The organism is Timonella sp. A28 (assembly GCF_051200815.1).
In the GTDB taxonomy this organism is placed as follows: domain Bacteria; phylum Actinomycetota; class Actinomycetes; order Actinomycetales; family Cellulomonadaceae; genus Timonella.
In genome coordinates this window covers 594,340-618,549 of sequence record NZ_CP195159.1, presented here as the reverse complement: position 1 = coordinate 618,549, position 24,210 = coordinate 594,340, and the positions used below count along the sequence as shown (strand labels likewise).

At 51.4% G+C, this 24,210-nt stretch carries 22 protein-coding genes; 1 reads left to right on the top strand and 21 read right to left on the bottom strand.

What is annotated here, in order from left to right; genetic code table 11:
• Positions 1–28 precede the first annotated feature (28 nt).
• From ACR9EC_RS02940 to ACR9EC_RS02925, 4 genes are read right to left on the bottom strand one after another with little or no spacing between them, the layout of a single operon-like run.
• Positions 29–1,189 (bottom strand): DUF881 domain-containing protein, encoded by a 1,161-nt coding sequence (locus ACR9EC_RS02940; RefSeq protein ID WP_435300029.1) that lies wholly within the window; start codon positions 1,187–1,189, stop codon positions 29–31.
• 9 nt (positions 1,190–1,198) lie between these two features.
• On the bottom strand, positions 1,199–1,531 hold the full coding sequence (locus ACR9EC_RS02935) for a small basic family protein (RefSeq protein ID WP_435300028.1): 333 nt from the start codon (positions 1,529–1,531) through the stop codon (positions 1,199–1,201).
• Between the two features lie 42 nt (positions 1,532–1,573).
• Positions 1,574–2,449, bottom strand: coding sequence for a DUF881 domain-containing protein (locus ACR9EC_RS02930; protein WP_435300027.1), 876 nt, complete (start codon positions 2,447–2,449; stop codon positions 1,574–1,576).
• On the bottom strand, positions 2,446–3,021 hold the full coding sequence (locus ACR9EC_RS02925; RefSeq protein WP_435300026.1) for a CDP-alcohol phosphatidyltransferase family protein: 576 nt from the start codon (positions 3,019–3,021) through the stop codon (positions 2,446–2,448). Before ACR9EC_RS02925 ends, ACR9EC_RS02930 begins: the two co-directional genes overlap by 4 nt.
• 421 nt (positions 3,022–3,442) lie before the next feature.
• Between ACR9EC_RS02925 and ACR9EC_RS02920 the strand changes: the two genes are divergently transcribed.
• Positions 3,443–5,353, top strand: coding sequence for a DEAD/DEAH box helicase (locus tag ACR9EC_RS02920; protein ID WP_435300025.1), 1,911 nt, complete (start codon positions 3,443–3,445; stop codon positions 5,351–5,353).
• A gap of 75 nt (positions 5,354–5,428) precedes the next feature.
• On the opposite strand, the gene ACR9EC_RS02915 is transcribed toward ACR9EC_RS02920, so the two are convergent.
• The 17 genes from ACR9EC_RS02915 to ACR9EC_RS02835 form a co-directional block, all read right to left on the bottom strand.
• Positions 5,429–5,914: a PH domain-containing protein gene (locus ACR9EC_RS02915; protein WP_435300024.1), complete on the bottom strand. Its 486-nt coding sequence runs from the start codon at positions 5,912–5,914 to the stop codon at positions 5,429–5,431.
• 10 nt (positions 5,915–5,924) lie between these two features.
• Positions 5,925–6,773 (bottom strand): ATP phosphoribosyltransferase, encoded by an 849-nt coding sequence (gene hisG / locus ACR9EC_RS02910; protein ID WP_435300023.1) that lies wholly within the window; start codon positions 6,771–6,773, stop codon positions 5,925–5,927.
• A 27-nt stretch (positions 6,774–6,800) separates the two neighbouring features.
• Positions 6,801–7,064, bottom strand: a complete 264-nt coding sequence (locus tag ACR9EC_RS02905; protein WP_435300022.1) for a phosphoribosyl-ATP diphosphatase — start codon at positions 7,062–7,064, stop codon at positions 6,801–6,803.
• Between the two features lie 75 nt (positions 7,065–7,139).
• Positions 7,140–7,802: a ribulose-phosphate 3-epimerase gene (rpe, locus tag ACR9EC_RS02900; protein WP_435300021.1), complete on the bottom strand. Its 663-nt coding sequence runs from the start codon at positions 7,800–7,802 to the stop codon at positions 7,140–7,142.
• Positions 7,803–7,868: 66 nt separating this feature from the next.
• Entirely contained in the window at positions 7,869–9,389 is a 1,521-nt protein-coding gene (locus ACR9EC_RS02895) for a transcription antitermination factor NusB (RefSeq protein ID WP_435300020.1), read from the bottom strand.
• Positions 9,389–10,345, bottom strand: coding sequence for a methionyl-tRNA formyltransferase (gene fmt / locus ACR9EC_RS02890; RefSeq protein WP_435300019.1), 957 nt, complete (start codon positions 10,343–10,345; stop codon positions 9,389–9,391). Before fmt ends, ACR9EC_RS02895 begins: the two co-directional genes overlap by 1 nt.
• 69 nt (positions 10,346–10,414) lie before the next feature.
• Positions 10,415–12,601, bottom strand: coding sequence for a primosomal protein N' (locus ACR9EC_RS02885; protein WP_435300018.1), 2,187 nt, complete (start codon positions 12,599–12,601; stop codon positions 10,415–10,417).
• A 52-nt stretch (positions 12,602–12,653) separates the two neighbouring features.
• Positions 12,654–13,847 carry a methionine adenosyltransferase gene (gene metK / locus ACR9EC_RS02880; RefSeq protein WP_435300017.1) on the bottom strand — a complete coding sequence of 398 codons (1,194 nt, stop codon included), beginning with the start codon at positions 13,845–13,847 and terminating at the stop codon, positions 12,654–12,656.
• A gap of 63 nt (positions 13,848–13,910) precedes the next feature.
• On the bottom strand, positions 13,911–15,122 hold the full coding sequence (coaBC, locus tag ACR9EC_RS02875) for a bifunctional phosphopantothenoylcysteine decarboxylase/phosphopantothenate--cysteine ligase CoaBC (RefSeq protein WP_435300016.1): 1,212 nt from the start codon (positions 15,120–15,122) through the stop codon (positions 13,911–13,913).
• Between the two features lie 116 nt (positions 15,123–15,238).
• Positions 15,239–15,511, bottom strand: a complete 273-nt coding sequence (rpoZ, locus tag ACR9EC_RS02870) for a DNA-directed RNA polymerase subunit omega (protein ID WP_435300015.1) — start codon at positions 15,509–15,511, stop codon at positions 15,239–15,241.
• Positions 15,512–15,663: 152 nt separating this feature from the next.
• Positions 15,664–16,266, bottom strand: a complete 603-nt coding sequence (gene gmk, locus ACR9EC_RS02865; RefSeq protein ID WP_435300593.1) for a guanylate kinase — start codon at positions 16,264–16,266, stop codon at positions 15,664–15,666.
• 2 nt (positions 16,267–16,268) lie between these two features.
• Positions 16,269–16,580: an integration host factor, actinobacterial type gene (gene mihF / locus ACR9EC_RS02860; RefSeq protein WP_435300014.1), complete on the bottom strand. Its 312-nt coding sequence runs from the start codon at positions 16,578–16,580 to the stop codon at positions 16,269–16,271.
• Between the two features lie 292 nt (positions 16,581–16,872).
• Entirely contained in the window at positions 16,873–17,748 is an 876-nt protein-coding gene (pyrF, locus tag ACR9EC_RS02855; RefSeq protein ID WP_435300013.1) for an orotidine-5'-phosphate decarboxylase, read from the bottom strand.
• Between the two features lies 1 nt (position 17,749).
• On the bottom strand, positions 17,750–21,082 hold the full coding sequence (carB, locus tag ACR9EC_RS02850; RefSeq protein ID WP_435300012.1) for a carbamoyl-phosphate synthase large subunit: 3,333 nt from the start codon (positions 21,080–21,082) through the stop codon (positions 17,750–17,752).
• A 6-nt stretch (positions 21,083–21,088) separates the two neighbouring features.
• A complete protein-coding gene (carA, locus tag ACR9EC_RS02845; RefSeq protein WP_435300011.1) occupies positions 21,089–22,339 on the bottom strand; it encodes a glutamine-hydrolyzing carbamoyl-phosphate synthase small subunit in 1,251 nt (416 codons plus the stop codon).
• Entirely contained in the window at positions 22,336–22,863 is a 528-nt protein-coding gene (locus tag ACR9EC_RS02840; protein ID WP_435300010.1) for a hypothetical protein, read from the bottom strand. Before ACR9EC_RS02840 ends, carA begins: the two co-directional genes overlap by 4 nt.
• The gene (locus ACR9EC_RS02835; RefSeq protein WP_435300009.1) at positions 22,860–24,209 is read right to left on the bottom strand and encodes a dihydroorotase; all 1,350 of its coding nucleotides are present in this window, start codon (positions 24,207–24,209) and stop codon (positions 22,860–22,862) included. The genes ACR9EC_RS02840 and ACR9EC_RS02835 overlap by 4 nt, the downstream gene beginning before the upstream one ends.
• Between the last annotated feature and the right edge of the window lies 1 nt (position 24,210).

Sequence of the window (24,210 nt, the reverse complement as noted above, 5' to 3'; positions counted from 1 at the left end):
CGTTGGACATGCGCCTAGTTTGTAGGCCCTACTTATCCTCAAGAGGGCGAGCATATGTAGGCTCTGTCACATCAACGGTTGCTTTCACTTTTACAAGCTCTTCAACAATGATTGTGGCTTCGCTTCCTGCAGTTCGCACAGCCGCCATGGCACCACCAGGTATTTCCAAAGCAGGCTGCATGGTGTTGGGATCGCCAATCGCTTTCCACGTGTATGGGCTACTCACAGGAGAACCATCAACTAACAAACCGTTGACACTGTCAACAAAATAGCTTGAGGTAACCATTCGCACCCCGTTCACTTCAACAGCCTCTGCACCCGCGTTTCTCAACTCTTCAAGAATGTTAAACAGTTGAGAAGCTCTTAAAGGAGTCTCACCCTCAGATACAAAAATTGTAATCCCGGGACCTTCAGCAGGTAAACGCCCAGAAAGGATACCTTGGACTTCTGCGTTTTTTTCTGCTGCTTCCAACGCCGCACTGTGTGAAGAAGAACCAGATTTCAGTTCATTCTCAAGTTCTCGTAAACGCTGCGCTTCAGCTTCAAGCTCATTTGTTTTGCGTCCCACATCATCTAGCAGACTGACCAGCTCGGACTGACGCAAACCAGAAAACTCATCCTTATGCGATTGTTGAATTTGCACAACAAGAGCAAATCCAAGCAAACCAAGAAGTAAAGCTGCAAGCCCCTGCGCTCGCGTTAATCGAGGTTTTAACGCGTGCAAGAGAACATGTTTTTGCTTATGTGCTTGCACTGATGGCGTATGCGCATCTGTGTCAGGTTCAGATAGTTCAGCAGATTCTTCTGCTGGGCTTAACGTAGCTGCCTGCTCTGAGGGTTCGTCCTCATCTAGAAGAGGTGCAGAATCCGGTGACTGCGCGGAACTCTCTTGAGCGCTAGATACTGAGTCTCCGTAATGGACGCCCTTAAAAAATTCAGAAACTTTAATCTGTTTTTGGCGTTCAGAGTCGCTGAGATCAGTTAATTGAGGGTCCTGCGGAGCAGAGGCAGGTGCGGGCTCATCCGCAATGCCATCATGTGTTTCTTCTGCAGTGTCCTGCGTAAGGACTTCACTGTTTTCCACAGGGGGTTCTGTTGTGGGCTCCTCTTCCTCGGGTACACGAGGAGAATCCACAATGGGCTCGTCGCTGTGTGAAGTGTCAGGCTGTTCTGGTTTCTCAGAAGGCATCGTGTACTCCTATGCCTTAAAGATGTGGCGACGAATGGCAGCAGCATTAGAAAAGATTCGAATACCAAGCACAACAACCACGCCGGTTGAAAGCTGGCTACCGACACCAAGCTGGTCCCCTAGAAAAACGATGAATCCAGCAACAATTACGTTAGACAAGAATGACACGAGGAATACTTTGTCATCGAAGATGCCATCTAACAGCGCGCGTAAACCACCAAATAGTGCATCCAAAGCAGCGACTACTGCGATCGGTAAATAAGGCTGCAATGAAGCCGGAACTGTTGGTTCAAGAATAAGACCAGCGACTACACCAAGAACCAAACCAATAAGAGGAATCACGTTGCCACCCTAGAAATAAACATTGCTGAAATCAATACGTCTTTAGTTGCTATTTTCGTCATAATCTTCTGGCACCTGCGCAGAAATGAGTGCGCGCGTTGTTCCGGCGTCAAGAGTAAGATTTTTGCTTTCCGAAATCGTAGAAGGAATCCCATACTTTTGCTCCAACACAACCAAATGTGTTGCTGCTGGCTGTTTAGCAAAATTCTTTTGCAACATGGCAGGGTCCCCTACAGCTTCAATGACGTAAGGGCTCGACAAACCAATAAGGTCAACAAGAATTGCATCGCCCGCACTACGGACTGCGCTCGTTGCTGTAAGCCTTTTCCCATTAACTGAGATAGCTTCTGCTCCTGCACCCCATAAACTCGTAATCACAGGACGCAAATCGCGGTCTTGCACTAACTCTGCCGGTTCAACATCAGCGTCCGCGCCGTCTTCCATCTCAATAATGAGGCCCGGCCCTGTTACGGCAAGATTTCCGTTGCGCATCTGATCTATTTGGAGTTTGTGCTCTAGTTCTGTATCCGTTGCCTGCAAAATTTGGGCTTGGAGAGCCTCAGTTTCGGAACGCAACCGATCGATTGACTGAGATATCTCTTCAATCTCGTTGTTTCTCTGTTCGATTTCGTCAATAAGCACGGCACGCGTGTTTGATGTTAACGACGTGCGCGCTCTTAACGAACTAATAGAAGTGACAGTCACGAAACCTAACGCAAGAGCAACAACAAGAACCACACCCTTAGAAATGGGGTGAGTTTTATTTTGCATGCCTGCCGCTTCTCGCTGCGCTTTACGGCGCGCGGCAGTTGCATAACCAGGATCTAGTGGACGATGCATCACTTCGTTAAGAAGCGTCATCGATGCATCAACTGGCGGTTTCTTAGGCTGCTGACGTGGGTTCGGCTCTTCGCTCATGCTTGAGGTTCAGATTTCAGCATCGGCACACCTTGGCGTAAGTACTGTGCCGCAGAAAGCACATACAGCACGACTCCGACTACAGCGCTTACCCACGCAATTGAACGGATAAGTTGCCCCACGTCCTGTGGCACCTCACCGATACCGGCCAAAATAAAGAGCGGGAAAGCAACAAGTAGAAAGAGCGTAGCTGCTTTACCTACATACGTAACAGCCATTGGCTTATGCCCCTTCTTCGCTATGGCGGAAACCAGTACCAACATCACAAGGTCGCGCAAGAAAACCAGTACGAGCAGCCACCATGGGACGATATCTCGTGCGACAAATGCAATGAGTGTAACCAGAATGAAGCAACGGTCTGCAATGGGGTCAAGTATCTTGCCGAGTTCAGTTACTTGATTGAATCGACGTGCTATATAACCGTCAGCCCAGTCAGAAATAGAAGAAAACGCAACAACAACCAAAGCCCACACATCATGATGTGTGGCAATAAGCACGGCAAAAACTGGGATGAGCAACAACCGCACCGCACTAATAGCGTTCGGAACAGTAAAGATCGCACTACGGGACAAATCGATCGTCCTCACCTCGCAAAAGGGTTCTTACTTAAATGCCTAACATGTGCCAAAACTCTATCGTACGCCGCTTAACGTTGTGTCTGAACTCACCGGTATTTCACAACCGGCGTAGCGTGCTCTCGCGTAGAATGTAATTGACGCAGTACGTCGTATCTCCCTTTTGGTGCGTGTGTTGACGGACGGCCCCACGATCTCATTCTTTCTTTCACAACCAAGATGAATCGTATTGCCTGAACAAGGTGGGCGCTGGTCTTAGTGTGTGTGGGAAGCGACGTTATAGCGGTGCACAAGGTGCCGCATTAATGCTGTACGTCGCAGACCACAGGTCAGACTATTGGGTAACGACTGCCTCTCTAGGTAGTCGGTTGTTGTGTGCCCACATGTCGACTTCCCACAATGAATGGTGAGACACCGCATGACAATCGCTGAAGCTATCGAAAACGAAACTTCAGAAACCTCGGCAACAACCACCCCCGAACCAACCGTCACATTTGACGACCTCGGACTCCCCCAAAACCTTCTCAATGCCGTTAAAGAACTTGGATTCGTAAAACCATCAACAATCCAAGAACGCGCAATTCCCGAACTGCTCAACGGTGCAGACATCACGGGTATCGCCCAAACAGGTACCGGAAAAACCGCAGCTTTCGGCCTACCAATGCTTGCAGCACTCGACCCTAACCTTCGAGAAGTACAAGCACTCGTCTTGGCACCAACACGTGAACTCGCGCTTCAAGTATCCGAAGCTATAGAGTCCTTTGCCACCCACATCAACGGCCTTGAAGTTCTTGCCGTATACGGAGGATCGCCATACCCTCCACAAATCCGCGCACTCAAAAACGGTGTCCAAGTAGTTGTCGGTACACCAGGACGAGTCATCGACCACCTCGAACGCGGCACACTAGACCTCTCTAACGTACGTTTCCTCGTGCTCGACGAGGCAGACGAAATGCTGCGCATGGGATTCGCAGAAGACGTAGAACGTGTCTTCTCTGAAGCACCACGCGAACGACAAGTTGCTCTTTTCTCAGCAACAATGCCACCGCAAATCCGACGTGTGGCCCAACAGCACCTCAACAACCCAGTTGAAATCGCTGTAGCACGTCAATCAACAACTGTTTCTTCAGTTACTCAGGACTACGCGATCGTCCCCTTCCGCCACAAAACTGGATCACTCTTCCGCGTCTTAGCAACATCAGACGCAGACGCAGCGATCGTGTTCTGCCGTACCCGTGGCGCAGCAGAAGAAGTCGGCTCCGCGCTCGTTGAACGTGGTATTTCCGCAGCAACAATTTCTGGTGACGTCGCGCAAAAAGACCGCGAAAAAATTGTTGAACGCCTGCGCGCTGGACAACTCGATGTACTCGTCGCAACCGACGTTGCAGCTCGAGGCCTCGACGTAGAACGCATTGGCCTTGTCGTCAACTTCGACATTCCTGGCGAGCCAGAAGCATATGTTCACCGCATCGGACGTACCGGACGCGCCGGACGTACCGGACGCGCTCTATCCTTCGTCACACCAAGCGAACGTAACAAACTCAAATTCATTGAACGTACAATCCGTACGAAGCTCAATGAAGTTGAAATCCCATCGCCAGCAGACGTGTCCGAACACAAAACTAAAAAAATGCTTGATTCTCTCGAATCACGAATTCAAGCAGGACGCCTCTCCATGTATGAAGGCCTTATCGCCCAATACTTGGAAAGCAACGAAACCGAAGCAGTAACCGTTGCGGCAGCGCTCGCAGCGATTGCTGTTGGTGACTCTGGCCCACGTGCGCATGCTGAACAGGCGGAGTACGAAGCTCAAGTAGCTGAAGACCGTAAAGCCAAGAAGATCCGCGAAGAACGCGGTGAAGGACGATTCAAGGATCGCTCTGGCCGTGGTGACCGGTTCGATCGTGGCGACAAGCGTGATCGTGGTGACCGCCGCGGACGTGACCGTGGTGCGGAATCTGGTACTCGTTACCGGTTGTCTGTTGGGCACAAAGACGGCGCTGAGCCTCGCGGAATTGTTGGGGCGTTAACAAACGAAGGTGGCCTATCGGGTCGCGACCTTGGACGCATCGACATCTTTGGTTCCTTCTCCTTAGTTGACATCAACACCAACATGGACGACGACATGATCGGCCGCATTTCGCGCGCTCGTGTCAGCGGCAAACCTTTACGTATCCGCGTCGACGATGGTGGTCCTGCACCGCGCGGAAAGAGCAAATTTGAAGACCGTGGACGTGGTTCACGTGACCGCTCAGATAAGCGTTCACGCAACTCGGACCGTTCTGATCGTTTTTCAAAATCACGCCACGGTGGCCGTAACTTCAAGTGATGTAACAGTCATGTGAGTGCCACGGGCACAACACCTTAAGAAGGGGTGACACAGGGAAACCTGTGTCACCCCTTCTTATTGGGAAGAAGACGAGTCGTTGGAACTGTCATACCGGTCTAATCTGCCTTGAAGCTGTTTCACGTAGTCGAGTGTCCGATGGCCTTCAGAGCGGGCAAGCGCCAACACAGTTATACGTTTTCCAGTGGTAAGGTCGACGATCGCCCATGAATCGTCGGCTTTTAACGTGCAGGAGAAGATCATCGGCCATAACAGTATGTAGTTACGGAAAAAATTATGTACTGTAATGCCGTTTGTGTAGATGGTGACCCGTGCACGCCCGAATCTCCAGAGAATAATCATTAAGATCGACCACGCGCCGAGCATCGCAAAAGTGTTTGTTGCGTCATAATGGCCGTCAGAAATACCTGGGGCTTTCCACAAGATGATTCCTAAACCAACCGTCAGCGATAAAGCAGCTACAACGCAAACGACTCGCAGGAAACGTGGTGTATACGTCGATTCATATGCACCAAGTTCGCTGCGAGTCGCATGTGGAAGCATTACATACCTGCTATAGCCTGCACGCCATTATTCCTGTGACAAGAATGGCACGAGCGCCAGCCTCATACAGTTCATCCATGACTTTGTTGGTTTGGTCTTTTGGAACCATTGCGCGTACCGCAACCCACTCTGTGTCGTGTAGTGGGGATACCGTTGGTGATTCTAAACCTGGAGTTACCGCCACTGCTTGCGAAACAAGCGAGGCCGGTACGTCATAATCCATAAGAACGTACTTGTGAGCGGTCAACACTCCTTGCAGACGACGCGCTAATGTTTCGAGCCCAACTGGAATGTGGGCGTCGCGGCGGCGGATTAACACTGCTTCAGAAACAAGGATAGGGTCACCGAAAACTGCAAGACCTGCAGCTTTTAGTGTTGTTCCTGTTTCAACAACGTCAGCGATAACGTCTGCAACGCCTAGTTTGACTGAACTCTCTACCGCTCCATCAAGGTGGACAACACTTTTAGGGGTGATGCCTTGATCTGCTAAATGTTGTGCAACCAGCACGTTATAAGAGGTTGCAACTCTCAAGCCTTCGATCTGTTTAATAGTGGAGATCGTGCCTTCTGGCGCTGCAAACCGGAATGTTGAACGCGCAAATTCGAGCGGCAAGTATTCTTCTGCGTCTGCTCCAGAATCCAGTAGTAGGTCGCGTCCTGTGATACCAGCGTCTACGGTTCCTGCACCAACGTAGACGGCAACATCACGTGGGCGTAAAAAGAAGAATTCAACATCGTTTGCGGGGTCGGCAAGAACCAGTTCGCGGGTGTCGCGGCGCTGTTTATATCCAGCTTCTCGCAGCATTTCTACTGCGGGTTCTGATAATGAGCCTTTGTTGGGTACGGCTACTCGTAACATTATTGTGTCTTTCGTGGTGAAGGTAGGTCAGAGGTATTTGTATACGTCAGCTAAAGAAATTCCTTTAGCGACCATCATGACCTGGGTATGGTAAAGCAGTTGAGATATTTCCTCTGCGGCTTCTTCATGGCTTTGGAATTCTGAGGCCATCCACACTTCTGCGGCTTCCTCAACAATTTTTTTACCAATGAAATGAACGCCTGCATCGAGTTCTTGGACCGTACCGGAGCCTTCTGGACGGTCTATAGATTTCGTTTGGAGTTCTTCAAACAGCTCTTCAAAAGACTTCACATATAAAAGTTTACGCCTGCGTTATTCGATGAGATGCACAACGTCCAGCCCCTGGGACTTGAACTGCCCTACACACTAGTGCTGGTGGGCATTCGCTAAGTCTCGTAGGGCCTCAATTTCGGCTGGAATATCATCTGCGCCGTAGACTGCTGAACCTGCAACAAAGACGTTCGCGCCAGCTTCAGCAGCACGACTGATCGTTGAAGACGAAATGCCGCCATCAACTTGAATCCATAAGTCGAGATCTTGTTGCCCCACGGCTTTGCGTGCCCGCTGAATTTTAGGGAGCATGCCCTCAATGAACGACTGTCCACCAAATCCAGGCTCAACCGTCATGATTAAAAGCATGTCAATTTCGGAGAGCACATCAAGGAAAGGTTCCACCGGCGTTGCCGGACGCAACGCCATTCCTGCGCGTGCCCCTAAACGCCGCAGTTCACGTGCCAACCGGATGGGTGCAGTTGCTGCTTCAGCGTGAAAGGTGACCGAGGCAGCCCCCACCTCAGCATATTGAGGAGCCCACAAATCTGGGTTGTCGATCATCAAATGCACATCAAGTGGAATTGGAGAGACCTGCTGTATGCGTTCTACAACAGGCAAACCGATCGTCAAGTTAGGCACAAAATGGTTGTCCATAACATCCACATGCGCGTAATCGGCGCTCGCGATTTTCCCTAAGTCACGCTCAAGGTTCGTAAAATCGGCTGACAAGATACTCGGAGAAATCAACGCAGACATGGAATCCTCATTTCGTTTACAACACTACGTGCATGACCAACAGTCACGCTTTTGCCAAGATGCGTATTAGAAGTTACCTACGCGTTTGAGTACGGTCATATGCATCGCATCGGTGCCATGAATATGCGGCCACAACTGGATGTCTTCACGATCTGCAAGGTCGATATCATCGCCCGCAATTTCACGCACATATGCACGCGCATCAACTTTTTCTACTGCTTCGGCAGGCAAACTTTTTAACACTTCGTCAACAAGGAATCGTGTTTCAGCAAGATGCGGAGAACACGTCACATAGCCGACCACTCCCCCAACACGTACAGCTTTTAACGCGGAAAGGAGTAAATCTCTCTGTATGACAGTCAGCTGCGACAAATCCGAAACAGTTCTACGCCAACGCGACTCCGGACGACGACGTAACGCACCCAAGCCGGTACATGGAGCATCAACCATTATTCGGTCATAGCTTTCAGGCTCAAGTTCACCGATTTCTCGCCCATCCCACACCTGAATACGCTCAATCGCATCGCGGGGCACAGCTTGAACAGATTTTTCAACTAGCCGTGCACGATGCGGCTGCACCTCATTTGCGACCAGTCGTGCATCACGTTGCGCAGCCAACGCCCCCAGCAAGGCAGCTTTACCGCCAGGGCCAGCACACATATCAAGCCAACGGTTATCGTCACCATCAACAGGAACCGCAGCGAAGGCCAACGTCACTAACTGTGACCCTTCGTCTTGTACGCCTGCACGACCAGAACGAACCTCAGGTATGTCGCGAGGATCTTTGCCTTCTAACACCACAGCCGTCGAGGTCAAGGCACCAGGCTGCCCACCTGAATGCTCAACAAGGTCGTCTTGCGAGGTGAGCCCCGGGCGGGCAACTAACGTAACCAAGGGGGCAATGTTATTGAACTCAAGAAGGTCGCTAATTTCTTCGGTAGGGCGTCCACCCGCAACCAACGATTCCCTCAAAGCACGAGTAATCCATACCGGATGGCTGTACCGGGTGGAAAGTTCGTCTGTCAGATTAGAACTATGCGAACGCAACCGTTCGTCCCATTCTTCAACGGACCGCTCTGACACTCGTCGCAAAATAGCGTTCACGAATTGAGCGGCACCCGCGCCCACAGTGGAGCGAGCCAAACCAACAGTTTCAGACACTGCCGCATGGTCGGGCACACGCATACCAAGAATTTGGTGAACGCCAAGACGAATAACGTTTAGGACTTGCGGGTCAATCGCAGAAAGCGCACGGTCCGTGCACTGCGTGATGATCGCATCATATTTCCCCTGCATACGTAGAGTGCCATACGTAAGTTCTGTAGCGAACCCTGCATCACGCCCAGTAATACCCGCATGAGCTAAAGCAGGAGGTAAAACCAAGTTCGCATACGAATCAGACTCGCTAACCTGAGTTAGCACATCGAAAGCGATACGACGAGGTTTATCGGTTTCCCGACGACGATCCCTGGGCGCAGACGCCGTACGACTGTAGTCTCCACGCGACCGTGCAGCAGAACGCTCCCTGCCCTGTGCGTTACGGCGAACGTTGCGGCCTTGATCGTCACGTGATGTGTGGTGACTCATTACTTTCCTTCGTTTTCCGTGCCAAGAATGATGCCCTGCTCAAGTCGTGCTCCACGCACCCAATCAGCAGCGTTCATAGTTTTCTTACCCACAGGAGTCACGTTCCCTAACGTCACCGTGCCACTACCTGTACCAACAAAAACGTTCTTTTTTGTGAATCGTAATTCTCCGGGCGTCAAATCTTCAGGAACTTCAACGCCTCGCGCCACATTAGACAACGGGCCAACCCCTAACCGTGTACCGCCCGGCAACGTCGTCCACGCCCCCGGCTCAGGAGTACACCCGCGAATCACCCGGTCAACAATATGTTTAGGGTGCCGCCACTGCACACACGCGTCAACGCTCGTGAGCTTCGGGGCAAGACTAATGCCCTCTACCCCTTGCGGAACAGGATTAATCGCGCCCTGCGCTAAAGCATCCATAGTGCCCACCAACAGATGCGCACCCGACTCAGATAAACGCCCCAGCAAGTCACCTGACGTATCTGTCCGACGAATAGTTTCAGTCATCATTCCATACACAGGACCAGTATCTAAGCCCTGCTCAATACGGAAAGTCGAAGCACCAGTTACCTCATCACCAGCCATGATTGCGCGCTGCACCGGTGCGGCGCCACGCCACGCAGGCAACACAGAAAAATGCAGGTTAATCCACCCGTGCGTTGGAACATCCAACACATCAACGGGAAGAATCTCCCCATAGGCAACAACAGCAGCGCACTCAACATCCAACGCTTCAAGTTGCTCAACAAACCCTTCAGAACGGGGTCGGTCCGTTATTACCGGAATACCAAATTCTAATGCGGCCTGCTTAACGTCACTAGGAAAAAGTTGACGCCCCCGCCCCTTGCGAGCATCCGCACGAGTAAGAACAGCAACAACCTCATGTTCAGATTCGACCAAAGCACGAAGCGCAGGAACCGCAACAGCAGGAGTACCAGCAAAAAGAAGACGCATCCCTCCATTCTAGGAGGTGGAACCACAATCCTTCACGGCCAACAACGTGCTATTAACCATACTCACGAATTAAAGCAGCTCTTTAGGATCAAGAATCACCGAAACAAGACCCAACGATCGTTTAGCGCTACTAATGCGATTCATCGTTTTTAACGCCCGAGCAAGCTCACGCCCCTGACGCAACTCAACCCGCACAATCGCACGCACAACACCACCAAACACTCCTGGTTCAGAAAAAGCGCCTGACTCTTCGGCAACATCAACCGGTCCAAGCACCTCAGCAGACGAAGGCAACTGAACTTCACGCAAAAACGCTTCCACAGCAAGGCGCTCCCCGGACACTGCCGCAACCCTCCACAAGGGTGGCATCCGAAGCTCTCGCCGCTCATCTAATTCGCGCTGTGCAACACCAACAGGATCCCAACGCACAAGCCCGGCAGTAGGAACAGCAGCACCTTGGCCAACCAAAAATGCTTTCCCGCCATGATGCCTCGACTGCACCAAAGCACACGCACGTAACCACCGAGACAACGTCTCCTGATCCCGATACAAACCATTACCACTCAACGACAACTGAGCATCAAGCAAAACAGCCAACACATAACCAGACGCAACAAAAGGCTCAGCCCCAGGAGTCGCAATAACAAGAGCAGAACGAGCAGGAACCTCTTCAATCACCCCACCCTTAGACTGCGCCCCAGAAACCTTAATCGTCACCCCAGGAAAAGCACGACCAAGTTCTTCAGCCGTACGGTCAGAACCAATACGAATCGCACGCACACGGTGAGCACCACACGACCCACACGCCCAGTCACCAGCTAAAGCACCACACCACGTACATTGCGGAACACCACCGCCAGAGGCCAAACCTAACGGCCCATGACACTGCCCACAACGTGCGGCTTCCCTACACTGAACACACGCCACCGCCGGAACATACCCCGATCGAGGAACCTGAATCAACACCGGCCCACGATTCAGCCCATCACGGATAGCCTGCCACACCCGACTTGGCAGTCTCCCATGTTTACCACCCGAATCACGCTGAATCTCAAGTTCATCAAAAGCAGTCACCAAAGGAGCAGCCTGACGAACCACATCCCTCGACCCAGAAACATCCTGCGCCCACCCCGTCGATAGCAAAGATTGCGCATGAACCGTACGGTTAAACCCACCGATGAGCAACGCACATGACTCAAACTCACTACGTAACGACAACACCTCACGCGTATGCGGGTAAGGAGCATGCAACTCTTGATGCGCACTATCAGCGTCGTCCCAACACACCACCAGACCAACTCGAGGCATAGGCGCAAAAGCAGCCGCACGAGTACCGACAACAACATCCGCACAACCATGCACGCTCTGCAAATAACCCATATACCGTTGAGCAGCCGTTAACTCATGACTCAACTCAACAAAAGTGAGCCCCTTATCACCAGAACAATCACACGCCCGCACGCCTTCACTCAACAAAACGTCACGCACCCGGTGCACGTCTTTAATAGTTGGCACAACTATTAAAGTTTGCTTTCCACGCACCGCAACCTGCCGCGCCAGAGATACAAGAGCCTGCGCCCAATGAGGAGTTTCGGCGCTCGCGGAGTGTGCAACTAGTTTTCCGAACCCTGGTAAAGCTGCCCACACGGCACGAGGCTGTTGCTGTGCGAGCACACGCTGCACAAAAGGAATACCGGCGTTGTATTGTTGCCAAATGTGTTCTGTTTCATCGGTGCGCGGGTCGGATGTTTCTGTGTCTGGCTCGTCAGATTCATGTGGCAGGCATGTGTCAGAAGCATGGGCTTCGAGGAAAGCCTTTTCTGTTTTTGCGTGACGAGGTGGAACAGCTAACCGCAGAATGTCTTGTAATGATCCAGCATAATAATCTGCGATTGTTGTATACAGCGCCACATCATGGGGACGCACTAGTTCTGTTTTTGAAACAACCGACTTTATTGGCGAAAGTTTACCTTCATGCGTTGTGGTTGATTTTCGTTCAACCACAAACCCATCTAAGACTTGGGCACCAAAACGGACTTTGACCCGTACACCGGGTCTTATATCAGCATCGAATTTTTCGGGTATCGCATAGTCAAATAACTGGTCGAGATGCGGTGGTAGTTTTTCAACGCACACCGCAGCGATAGGATCTTTTTCTGCGTATTTTATTGCCCCAACAGGTTTTTGTGCCGTCTTTTTAGGTTGGGGTTCCGGCAATTCAGGAAAGGTGAGCTGCTCACCAGTGTTTGCGCTCACCTTTCCTCCTATGTCATGTTTCAGTCACAAAAGTTTGTTACGTTTTTTGTGGCTATAGAGCCTCAAGCAGCGCTTCAACTTTGTTAGTTTTTTCCCACGTAAATTCGGGAATTTCACGTCCGAAGTGACCGTAGGCTGCCGTTCTTGAATAAATTGGGCGCAGCAAGTCAAGTTCTTCAACAATAGCTGCTGGACGCAGATCAAAAACTTTATTGATTGCAGCGTGGATTTTATCTACGGGAACTTTTTCTGTACCAAAGGTTTCAACGTACAGACCAACAGGATGTGCTTTACCAATAGCGTAGGCGACTTGCACTTCGCAGCGCTTTGCTAGGCCTGCTGCAACAATGTTCTTTGCAACCCAGCGGGTCGCGTACGCTGCGGAACGGTCAACCTTTGATGGGTCTTTACCTGAGAATGCTCCACCACCGTGGCGTGCCATCCCACCGTATGTGTCAACAATGATTTTGCGTCCGGTCAACCCAGCGTCGCCTTTGGGCCCCCCAGTAATGAACTGTCCAGTTGGGTTAACAATAAGACGGTAATCAGTGGAATCAATGTGCAATTGTTCGATGACTGGGTGGATGACATGTTTAGTTACCGCATCACGTAAATCGTGTTGAGTAATGTCTGGGTCATGCTGCGTCGATAACACAACTGTTTCTAAAGAAACGGGGCGGTCTTGTTCGTAGGCAATCGTTACTTGGGTTTTTCCGTCAGGGCGTAAACCTGGAACAATTTGTTCTTTGCGTGCTTCAGCTAACCGCTCGGCAAGCCGGTGCGCCGCAAAAATAGGCAACGGCATGAAGGTTTCGGTTTCATCAGTTGCGTACCCAAACATGAGGCCTTGATCCCCTGCACCTTGAAGGTCATAAGGATCTAACGCGTTTTGATCATCACGGGCTTCTAAAGACTTGTCGACGCCTTGCGCAATATCACTTGATTGCTGCCCAATAGAAATTGAGATTCCACACGAATCACCATCGAATCCAATGGCCGAAGAGTTATATCCGATGCGTTTAATAACTGAACGTACGAGACGAGGAATCTCGACGTAGGCTGTGGTATCAACTTCACCTGCGATGTGCACGAGCCCTGTAGTGACAAGTGTTTCTACTGCAACGCGTGCGTTCTTGTCTTCTTCGAGGATCGCGTCCAAAATTGCGTCGGAAATTTGGTCACAGACTTTGTCTGGGTGCCCTTCCGTAACAGATTCGGACGTAAACAGGCGAAGAGATTGATTCATAGGGTCAAGAATACTCGGTGGACCAACGACATAAGAAACTTCCTAACGTGATTTTCGACCACGTCACAGGGACGTACGGTCCTGAATCAGGTTGTTCACGTTGTCCAAAATAAAATGTGCAACTTCTAGTTTTGTGCCGTGGGCCGAACCGATGCTTTGTCCTTGCGCATCCAGTACAACTACGGAGTTATGCGCGGTACCGAACCCTATTCCCGAACCAACTTCGTTTACTACTAAAAGGTCTGCTTTTTTGCGTTGCGCTTTTCGCTGACCGTGGTTGAGCACTCCCCCTGTACTGTCACCTGTTTCCGCCGCGAACCCCACAATAACGTGTGTTTTTTTATTTCGCTGCTGCACAAGTTCCGCCAAAATATCTGGATTTTTTACCAACTGTATTGGCTCTGGTTCGGTGCCTTGAGTCTTTTTTATCTTAGAGTCGCTGAACTGTGCTGGACGGAAATCTGCTACCGCAGCGGCCATAATGATGACGTCTGCGTGTGGCGCTAATGCTTGTAGTTCTTCACGCATTTCAAGAGCTGTTTCGACGCGACGAACAGCAGCGCGCTCAGGAAGCGAAGCAGTCATCGCGGCCCCTACAACAGTTACCTCAGCCCCACGGTCTAACGCTGCTTGCGCTAATGCTGATCCTTGCAATCCTGAACTATTGTTTCCCAAAAAACGAACAGGGTCGATCGGTTCGCGAGTTCCACCAGCACTTATAACGACGTGTCGTCCCTGTAAGTCCCGTTTCATCGCCATGACAGTAAAAGCAAAGTCCACAATATCTTCTGGGTCTGGGAGTCGACCCTTACCTGAATCTGCTCCGGTTAATCGGCCAACGGCAGGTTCCATGACGACGATTCCACGTCGCTTTAATGTCGCAATGTTGTCTTGCGTTGCCTGGTTTTCCCACATTTCTGTGTGCATTGCAGGGACAACAATTATTGGGCTCGTGGCTGTGAGTACCGTAGCCGTTAACAGGTCGTCCGCACGCCCGGCAGCAATACGAGCAATAACATCAGCGGTCGCTGGGGCAATAACAACAAGGTCTGCTTCTTGCCCTAGCTTGACGTGTTCTACACGATCAACATTTTCAAAAACACTTGTGTGTACGGGATTACCTGACAAAGCCTCCCACGTTGCCACACCAACAAAATTTAAGCTTGATTGAGTTGGAACCACGTTTACTACATGGCCGGCTTCTTTAAAAGCACGAACAAGAAACGCGATTTTGTATGCGGCGATCCCGCCACTTACTCCAACTACAAGCCGCATGTGTATGCCTTCCTTAGGTCATGCTTCGTCTACTTCAGTTTACAGTTCACCTGCACGGACAAAGCAAAAGCCTCCACACGCGCATAGCATGTGGAGGCTTTTGCTTGAAAACTATGTCAGTTAGCTTCTTCGTCTTTCACTTCGAAAGTCAACAAGCCTTCGTTGATCTCACGCATAGCGATTGAGAGTGGCTTTTCTTGGTTTTCGGTTTCCACGAGAGGACCAACAAATTCAAGCAAGCCTTCGCTTAGTTGCGAGTAGTAAGCGTTGATTTGACGAGCACGCTTCGCAGCGTAGATCACCAATGCGTACTTGGAGTCTACGGCCTCAAGTAGTTCGTCAATTGGTGGGTCTGTAATGCCCACTGGGGCTGCAACGGTTCCAGACAAAATGAACTCCGACGTCTTGGGTTCTAAAAATTATGAGCCATAGGGCTAGTGCAGCACCAAATAAGGACTGCTTGCCGTGCAATTGTATTCCGGTCAATCGCGTATCTCAATGCGAAACACAAACAAGTGGCTGTGTTTCAACGCACACACAACTATGGACGCTGCTCAAGACCCATGAGCGCGATGATTTCATCCGTAGCACGGTGTACGTCGTCATTGATGACAATATGGTCGAACTCGCTTTGAGCGGCAAGTTCAATGCGCGCTGTTTCGAGGCGTCGCTGTTGTTCTTGCTCCGATTCGGTACCACGCCCGATTAACCGTCGAACAAGTTCCTCCCAACTTGGAGGTGCAAGGAAAATAAATTGTGCATCCGGCATAGTTTCTCGCACTTGCCGGGCGCCTTGTAGGTCAATTTCTAAAAGCGCGGGTATCCCTGCGTCCAATTGATCTTGGACCGCTTGTCGCGGGGTTCCGTAACTATTGTGACCGTGCACCACAGCCCACTCCAGCAATTCACCGTTGCTTGCCATTTCGGAAAACTTTTCCGATCCCACAAAAAAGTAGTTGACGCCGTCAACTTCTCCGGGACGGGGGTCGCGGGTTGTCGCAGATACCGACAGCCATACCTCAGGGTATCGCGAACGAATATCTGCCGAAACGGTCCCCTTCCCTACTGCTGTTGGGCCAGCCATCACCGTAAGGCGACGAGGCTGAGGGGAAGGACTATGCGATGGAGCGGGTGCAGCAGAAATTGTTATCCAAACCTTTCGATCAAAGCCGCCGCTTGATGCGGCCCAAGCCCACGCACACGACGAGATTCAGCGATGCCAACCTCATCCATGATTGCCCGAGCTTTTACCTTCCCAACACCAGGAAGAGACTCTAGTAGAGATACTACTTTGAGTTTGCCGATTGCTTCGTCAGTGGCACCCTCTTCGATGACTTCAGAAAGTTTTCCATTTGAGTTCTTCAGACGGTTTTTAACCTCGGCGCGAATACGGCGTGCTTCTGCAGCTTTTTCTAGTGCCGCAGCACGTTGCTCTGGGGTGAGTTCTGGTAATGGCAACTTAAGTCACCTTCCTTATAGTTTCGTTGGTCTCTTACCTGCGAACATACTTGTGTGATGATTACTCGGCAACTGGAGTGCCAAAAAATTCATCTTATTTTTTAAATTAACTCGAATCTTCGAAAAATGATCGCGAAAGGCAACTTCACATGCCAATTCGTCTAAAATTTCAGCCACAATTACGAGACGAACACAAAAATGTCTACTCGTTTCCACTCAGAATGCACAAAGAGCGCATGAAAGCGGGGTGAAGAACATGAAGTCCTTCACCCCGCAAAACATACAAGTGTTGTTATGCGCGCAAAGCAATGCGTGCTTCATCTGCGGCTTGGAAAGCAGCCTTTTGTAAAGCTTCAACACTTGGGCCTGCATTAAGTACGCCACGTGAACTCGACGCAAGTACTGCTGCGCGCGCTTGGCCGAATACATCGTGCAATTCTTGTGCTCCTGCGCCTTGCGCACCAACACCCGGAGCAAGCAATGGACCATTTACTGCATGAAGGTCCACACCTAATGTGCGTGCAGCATCTCCAATAGTTGCCCCGACGACCAAACCGATAGACCCTAACTGGCCTGCAACCTTATCGCTCTCGTTGAGTTGTGCTGCTGCGGCAGCGATCTCAGCAGCTACTGTGTGACCGTTTGCTGCTGTCGCATGTTGCACTTGTTTGCCTTCAGGGTTCGAAGTCAAGCACAGAACAAATAGTCCGCGTCCTGTTTCTACAGCAGCCTCAACAGCCGGGGTTAAAGAGCCAAAACCCAAATATGGTGAAACGGTTAAGGCATCACCGGCAAGTGGTGCTCCATCGGCAAGGAAGGCATCAGCGTAACCTGCCATTGTGGAGCCAATGTCGCCGCGTTTTGCGTCAACAATGCACAACGTTTGGGCTTCTCGTGAAGCGGCAATAACCTCTTCTAGGACACCCATCCCGCGCGAACCATGACGTTCAAAAAGGGCTGACTGTGGCTTAAACGCAGCGACTTTCCCACCCAATGCTTCGATGAGGGTGAACGAAAACGCTCTCAACCCAGCAATATCGTCGTTAAGGCCCCACGCGTTCAATAGTCCTGCATGCGGGTCAATTCCGACACATAATGGGCCATGTTCGTTCATGGCGTGGGCGAGGCGCGCGCCAAATGGCGCGCGCTCACGTGTCATGTCTGACATTTCAGTTTCCTGCCTCTACGGAAGAGCGACGTCCGTGTTCCTGAATTGAGGTAACACGGAATGGCCCTGCCAAAATCGCTTCGATTGCTTGCACAGCGGCAGCAAGTTGTTGAACTGTTGTCACGATTGGCTTGTCAGCAGCCGTAACTGCGGCACGAATTTCATAGCCGTCTGCACGAGCTCCTTGACCGGAAGGCGAGTTAAAGACCATGTCCACTTCACCTTGCGTAATAAGGTCAACGATCGTTGGTTCGCCTGTTGCAGAGCGACCTTCTGAGTGCTTTCGGACAACAGTCGAAGGGATTCCTGCGCGACGTAGAACTTTTGCTGTTCCTGTCGTTGCTAGTAGTTCGAATCCTAATTCGCTGAGGCGTTTGATTGGGAAGATGAACTGCCTCTTGTCACGGTCAGCAACTGAAACAAAGACTCGACCTGAGGTAGGCAAACCTCCGAATGCGGCTGCTTGTGATTTTGCAAAAGCTGTTGGGAAGTCCACGTCAAAGCCCATTACTTCACCAGTGGAACGCATTTCTGGCCCAAGTACGGTGTCCACTGCGACGCCTTCTGCAGTGCGGAACCGTTTGAATGGAAGTACGGCTTCTTTGACTGCGATAGGCGCGTCAATCGAAATGGTTGATCCGTCGCCTTCTGCCGGTAGTACACCAGAAGCACGCAGCTCTTTAATGGACTGACCTGCCATAAGTAGCGCTGCTGCCTTAGCAAGTGGGACACCTGTTGCTTTTGCAACGAACGGGACTGTGCGTGATGCGCGTGGGTTCGCTTCAAGCACGTACAAGACATCTGAAACCAGTGCATACTGCACGTTCATGAGTCCGCGCACACCGATTCCTTGAGCCAAGGCTAAGGTGGAGCGACGGATACGCTCAATTTCTGTGTCAGATAGCGACATTGGAGGCAGCACACATGCTGAGTCTCCGGAGTGAATACCGGCTTCTTCGATGTGTTCCATAACCCCGCCGACGTACATGTCTTCGCCGTCGTACAAAACGTCGACGTCGATTTCAAGTGCGTCATCAAGGAAGCGGTCGATCAAGATAGGTGCGAGTGGTCCACCTGATAGTGCGGCTTCGCCGAGGGCTCGCTCCACGTAACCGGTGAGGTGCTCTTCGGAGTACACGATTTCCATGCCTCGTCCACCCAGCACGTATGAAGGACGCACTAGGACGGGGTATCCAATACCTTGTGCAATCTCTTTTGCCTCGTTGAGCGAAGTTGCAGTACCAAACGCGGGTGCTGGAAGGCCAGCTTCGACGAGAACACGCCCAAATTCAGCGCGGTCTTCTGCATTATCGATTGCTTGCGGCGATGTTCCCAGGATTGGCAATCCTGCTTCTTGCAAACGGTCGGCAAGACTCAGCGGGGTTTGTCCACCAAGTTGAACGATGACGCCCTTGATTGGACCGGCTGCTAGTTCTGCCTCATAAATTTCGATAACGTCTTCAAACGTGAGCGGTTCAAAGTAGAGACGGTTAGCAGTGTCGTAGTCGGTGGAAACCGTTTCAGGGTTGCAGTTAATCATGATGGTCTCGTAGGTGTCTTTGAGGCCAAGTGCTGCATGCACGCATGAGTAGTCGAACTCGATTCCTTGCCCGATTCGGTTAGGTCCCGAACCAAGGATAAGGATTGCTTCGCGCTCTCGTGGTGCTACTTCGGTTTCTTCCTCATACGAGGAGTAGTGGTATGGCGTGACAGCGTTAAATTCTGCTGCGCAGGTATCTACGGTTTTGAAGACTGGCTGCACTCCAAGGGCTTTACGAACTTCACGTACAGCGCCTTCTGCTGCGGCTCGAGTTCCAGTGATGCCGCGCAGATCTGCGATTTGTGCGTCTGATAGTCCGTTACGTTTCGCTTTAAGTAGGACGTCACGGGTCAATGCTGGAGCGTCTGCTACTTCTTGGGCGACTTCATTCATGAGCTGAATTTGGTCGAGGAACCAGCGGTCAATCTTTGTTGCTTCGTACACTTGCTCGATTGTTGCGCCTGCACGCAGTGCCTGTTGGGTCTGAACGAGGCGGCGCTCTGTGGGGCGTTTTATTTCGTCAAGTAGTGCATCGAGTTCTGCCCCTGCTACAACGGAACCGTTCCAGTGGAAGTTTGCTCCTGCTTTATCGATCGAGCGTAGGGCTTTACCTAACGCCTCTGTGAAGTTACGGCCTAGGGCCATAGCTTCACCAACAGACTTCATGGTTGTTGTTAACGTGTCGTCTGCTGCTGGGAATTTTTCAAAAGCGAAACGTGGAACCTTAACAACAACGTAGTCGATGGTTGGTTCGAATGCTGCCGAGGTACTTCCAGTGATGTCGTTTTGGATTTCATCAAGGGTGTAGCCGATAGCTACCTTCGCAGCGATCTTGGCAATTGGGTAACCCGTTGCTTTGGAAGCGAGGGCTGATGATCGAGAGACACGTGGGTTCATCTCGATGACGATGATTCGTCCGGTGTCTGGGTCTACCGCAAATTGGATGTTGCAGCCACCAGTGTCTACACCAACCTCGCGGATGACGGCGATACCGATATCACGCAGTTTTTGGTATTCGCGGTCGGTGAGGGTGAGTGCTGGCGCAACGGTTACGGAGTCACCTGTGTGCACACCTACAGGGTCAACGTTCTCGATGGAGCAGATAACTGCAACGTTATCTGCTTTGTCTCGCATGAGTTCGAGTTCGTATTCTTTCCAACCCAGGATTGATTCTTCAAGGAGAACCTCTGTAGTTGGTGAGTAGTGTAGGCCTTGTCCGACGATACGGCGTAGGTCTTCTTCGTTGTATGCGAAGCCCGAACCGAGTCCACCCATGGTGAACGATGGTCGTACAACTACTGGGTAGCCGAGGTCTTCAACTGCTGTGAGTGCTTCATCGATGGTGTGGATGATTGCAGAGCGTGCTGACTCTCCCCCACATACTTCTACAACGTCTTTGAACTGTTCGCGGTCTTCTCCCTTTTGGATGGCGGGAATATTTGCACCGATCAGTTCAACATTGAATTCTTCGAGGATGCCTGCTTCATCGAGTGCGATTGCAGCGTTGAGTGCTGTCTGTCCACCCAATGTTGGCAAGATTGCGTCGGGGCGTTCTTTATCGATGATTGTGCGAAGCACATCTGTAGTGATGGGTTCGATATAAGTGGCATCCGCGAACTCAGGGTCGGTCATGATTGTTGCCGGGTTTGAGTTGACGAGGATGACACGCAGTCCTTCTTCTTTAAGGACGCGGCATGCTTGTGTTCCGGAGTAGTCAAACTCGCAGGCTTGGCCGATAACAATTGGGCCAGAACCGATAACGAGGACGGAGTTGATGTCTGTTCTGCGTGGCATCTTAGTTCAGTTCTCCAAGTTCTTGGCGCGTGCGGCGCGGGAAAGGCCGGCTGCGGTTGGCGCACCCGATGTCATGAGGTCAAGGAAACGGTCAAAGAGGTAAGAAGCGTCGTGTGGCCCTGCAGCAGCTTCTGGGTGGTATTGAACGGAGAACGCTGGAATATCATGGCATTCGAGGCCTTCTACAACGTTGTCGTTCAACCCGATATGCGATACGACGACTTGCCCATAGCGGCCATCTGCATGGGGGGCTGTCGCTGATTCACCAATAGGTGCATCAACCGCGAACCCGTGGTTTTGCGAAGTAATTTCTACTTTGCGGGTGGAAAGTTCCATCACTGGCTGGTTGATTCCACGGTGCCCGTAAGGCAGCTTGTACGTGCCAAAGCCGAGTGCACGGCCGAGGAGTTGGTTTCCAAAGCAGATACCGAAGTACGGAATTTTTCGGTCAAGTACTTCACGAAGAAGTTCAACTTCAGTAGTTGCTGTGCTTGGGTCCCCTGGCCCGTTGGAGAAGAACACGCCATCTGGGTTGAGAGCAAGGATGTCTTCGATCGTGGAGTTACCTGGAATGACGTGCACTCGCATGCCACGTTCAGCTAAGCGTTGCGGTGTCATTGATTTGATACCCAGGTCAAGTGCCACAACTGTTTTTAATGGTTCTTGACCAGCGAATTGACCCATTGGTTCAACAACGTATGCGGTGTCTGTCGAAACGAGTTGAGCGAGGTTTGAGCCCTTCATCGTTGGTTGAGCTTGAACTTCCTCTACCAACGATGAAATACGGCGCGGATGGCGTCCGTCAAACAATGCTTCACCAGAGAAAATACCTGCACGCATCACACCGCGCTCGCGGAGGTGACGGGTTAGTGCGCGCGTGTCAATGTCGGAAATTCCAACGACTTCTTGCGCAACAAGCTCGTCATCAAGCGCACGATCTGAACGCCAGTTCGATGGCTTACGGGCGGGGTCGCGTACAACAAACCCTGACACCCAAATACGCATCGATTCGGGGTCTTCGTCGTTTACACCAGTGTTTCCAATGTGTGGTGCAGTCATCACGACGATTTGCTTGTAGTAAGAAGGGTCGGTGAGTGTTTCTTGGTAACCGGTCATTCCGGTGTTGAATACGAGCTCACCAAATGTTGCGCCGATTGCGCCGTAGGCGCGTCCCACAAAGGTTCGTCCGTCTTCTAGTACGAGGAGCGCTGCACCTGGTGTGCTTGGTGCATCAATGGCTGCGGGCTGGGAGATCACTGGTTCTCCTTGTGTGTCTGGGTGAGCGAATTAATTGCGTTGATGAGACCATCGCGTTGTGCTTTGTGGTCAGGTTTGAATCCGGTGTCAAGCAGGGTGTCATCACCGTATTTTGCTTCAACATGCCATGAGATAAGGACGATCCCATCCTTACCAATAACTTTTCCGGCTATACCTGGTGCTGTTTCCGCGTGGTCTACCTGTTGTGCGGGAATGAATATGTCGAGTGCACCGCTGCGTTCAATACGAATTCCCGTGGTGTGCACGGTCAGATTTGCAGCGGAACGATAACCCAGGTCTTGAGTTGCGATTCGGTCAAGCCAGTCTCCATGGGTTGTGGAGCTGATATATGTTCCAGGTACGGTGTCAAAGGTTTGCTCTCCGTAACCGTCTTGCGGCGCTTGCGGTAATGATCCGACCAGTGGAGCAGTGCGGCGTTGTCGCCCACGCCAACCCAACCACATGAGTCCGAGGAGAAGAACTCCCGAACCGATCATGACACTCATCGCTTGTGCTTGCGTCATAGCGCACTCTCCGTGATGAGTGCCCGACCGTTCGTACCTTCTTGTGGCACTCCGTCAAGTACTGTTGCGCGACCACGCAGGAATGTTGCAACAACACGTCCCGGCAGTTCCATCCCTGCAAAAGGTGAGTTGTTGGACATCGTGTACTGCACTGCAGGGTCTACAACAACCGGCGAGTTGGGGTTATACAGAACAACATTCGCTGGTTCGCCTTGTGCAAGCGGACGACCTTGCGGCAGGTCACCATCGTAGGTGCGACCAATTTTCGCTGGGTTCGTGGACAACACTTCAGCGACTTGCGCCCACGTGAATTTCCCAGTTTCCACCATAGTTTTATGCACGATAGGAAGCGCCGTCTCCAGCCCTGTCATACCAAAAGCTGCGGCATTCCATTCGCAGTCTTTGTCTTCAACCGTGTGAGGCGCATGGTCAGTTGCGACAATGTCGATAGTCCCATCAGCGAGCCCTTGACGCACAGCTTCTACGTCTTCTTGAGTACGCAACGGCGGGTTAACTTTATAAATCGGGTTGTAGTCACGCGCATTTTCGTCAGTCAACGTCAGGTGGTGCGGAGTGGCTTCAGCAGTGACATTAATGCCACGCTTTTTCGCCCAGCGAATGATCTCAACTGAACCAGCAGTTGACAGGTGACACACGTGCACGCGTGACCCAACATGCTCTGCAAGGAGTACATCACGGGCAATGATCGACTCCTCAGCAACAGCAGGCCATCCAGTAAGCCCAATCTCCGCCGAAACAACACCCTCATTCATTTGCGCGTTTTCAGTAAGACGTGGCTCTTGAGCATGCTGAGCGATAACACCATCAAAAGATTTAACGTATTCAAGTGCTCGACGCATAAGCACCGGGTCATCAACACATTTACCATCGTCCGAAAAAACTCGAACGTCCGCTTGAGAATCCGCCATCGCACCCAACTCAGCAAGCTGCTTACCTTCAAGCCCCACACTCACCGCACCAATAGGATGCACATCCACCCAGCCAGCTTCTTTCCCAAGACGCCACACTTGCTCAACAACACCTGCAGTGTCTTGCACCGGTGTCGTATTAGCCATCGCATGCACAGAGGTGAACCCACCCATCGCTGCCGCACGAGTTCCCGTAAGAACAGTTTCAGCATCTTCACGACCCGGTTCACGTAAGTGAGTGTGCAAGTCAACAAGTCCAGGAAGCGCAATCAGCTCACTTGCATCAATCTCCACAGCACCTTGTGGCGGCGTTAATTCACCTGGCTGCGTCATAGAAGAAATGACACCTTCAGCAAGAAGCATGTCTACGCGTTCGTTGCCGTAGGGTGCAACGTTTTTAATGAAATACGTGGTCATG

Excerpts from the sequence above, each read along its gene's own strand:
- ACR9EC_RS02835 (WP_435300009.1), bottom strand. The coding sequence starts at position 24,209 with ATGACCACGTATTTCATTAAAAACGTTGCACCCTACGGCAACGAACGC.
- carB (WP_435300012.1), bottom strand. The coding sequence starts at position 21,082 with ATGCCACGCAGAACAGACATCAACTCCGTCCTCGTTATCGGTTCTGGC.
- ACR9EC_RS02915 (WP_435300024.1), bottom strand. The coding sequence starts at position 5,914 with ATGCTTCCACATGCGACTCGCAGCGAACTTGGTGCATATGAATCGACG.
- fmt (WP_435300019.1), bottom strand. The coding sequence starts at position 10,345 with ATGCGTCTTCTTTTTGCTGGTACTCCTGCTGTTGCGGTTCCTGCGCTT.
- metK (WP_435300017.1), bottom strand. The coding sequence starts at position 13,847 with ATGAATCAATCTCTTCGCCTGTTTACGTCCGAATCTGTTACGGAAGGG.
- ACR9EC_RS02920 (WP_435300025.1), top strand. The coding sequence starts at position 3,443 with ATGACAATCGCTGAAGCTATCGAAAACGAAACTTCAGAAACCTCGGCA.
- ACR9EC_RS02940 (WP_435300029.1), bottom strand. The coding sequence starts at position 1,189 with ATGCCTTCTGAGAAACCAGAACAGCCTGACACTTCACACAGCGACGAG.
- coaBC (WP_435300016.1), bottom strand. The coding sequence starts at position 15,122 with ATGCGGCTTGTAGTTGGAGTAAGTGGCGGGATCGCCGCATACAAAATC.
- ACR9EC_RS02895 (WP_435300020.1), bottom strand. The coding sequence starts at position 9,389 with ATGAGTCACCACACATCACGTGACGATCAAGGCCGCAACGTTCGCCGT.
- ACR9EC_RS02840 (WP_435300010.1), bottom strand. The coding sequence starts at position 22,863 with ATGACGCAAGCACAAGCGATGAGTGTCATGATCGGTTCGGGAGTTCTT.
- rpe (WP_435300021.1), bottom strand. The coding sequence starts at position 7,802 with ATGTCTGCGTTGATTTCTCCGAGTATCTTGTCAGCCGATTTTACGAAC.
- pyrF (WP_435300013.1), bottom strand. The coding sequence starts at position 17,748 with ATGTCAGACATGACACGTGAGCGCGCGCCATTTGGCGCGCGCCTCGCC.
- ACR9EC_RS02930 (WP_435300027.1), bottom strand. The coding sequence starts at position 2,449 with ATGAGCGAAGAGCCGAACCCACGTCAGCAGCCTAAGAAACCGCCAGTT.
- hisG (WP_435300023.1), bottom strand. The coding sequence starts at position 6,773 with ATGTTACGAGTAGCCGTACCCAACAAAGGCTCATTATCAGAACCCGCA.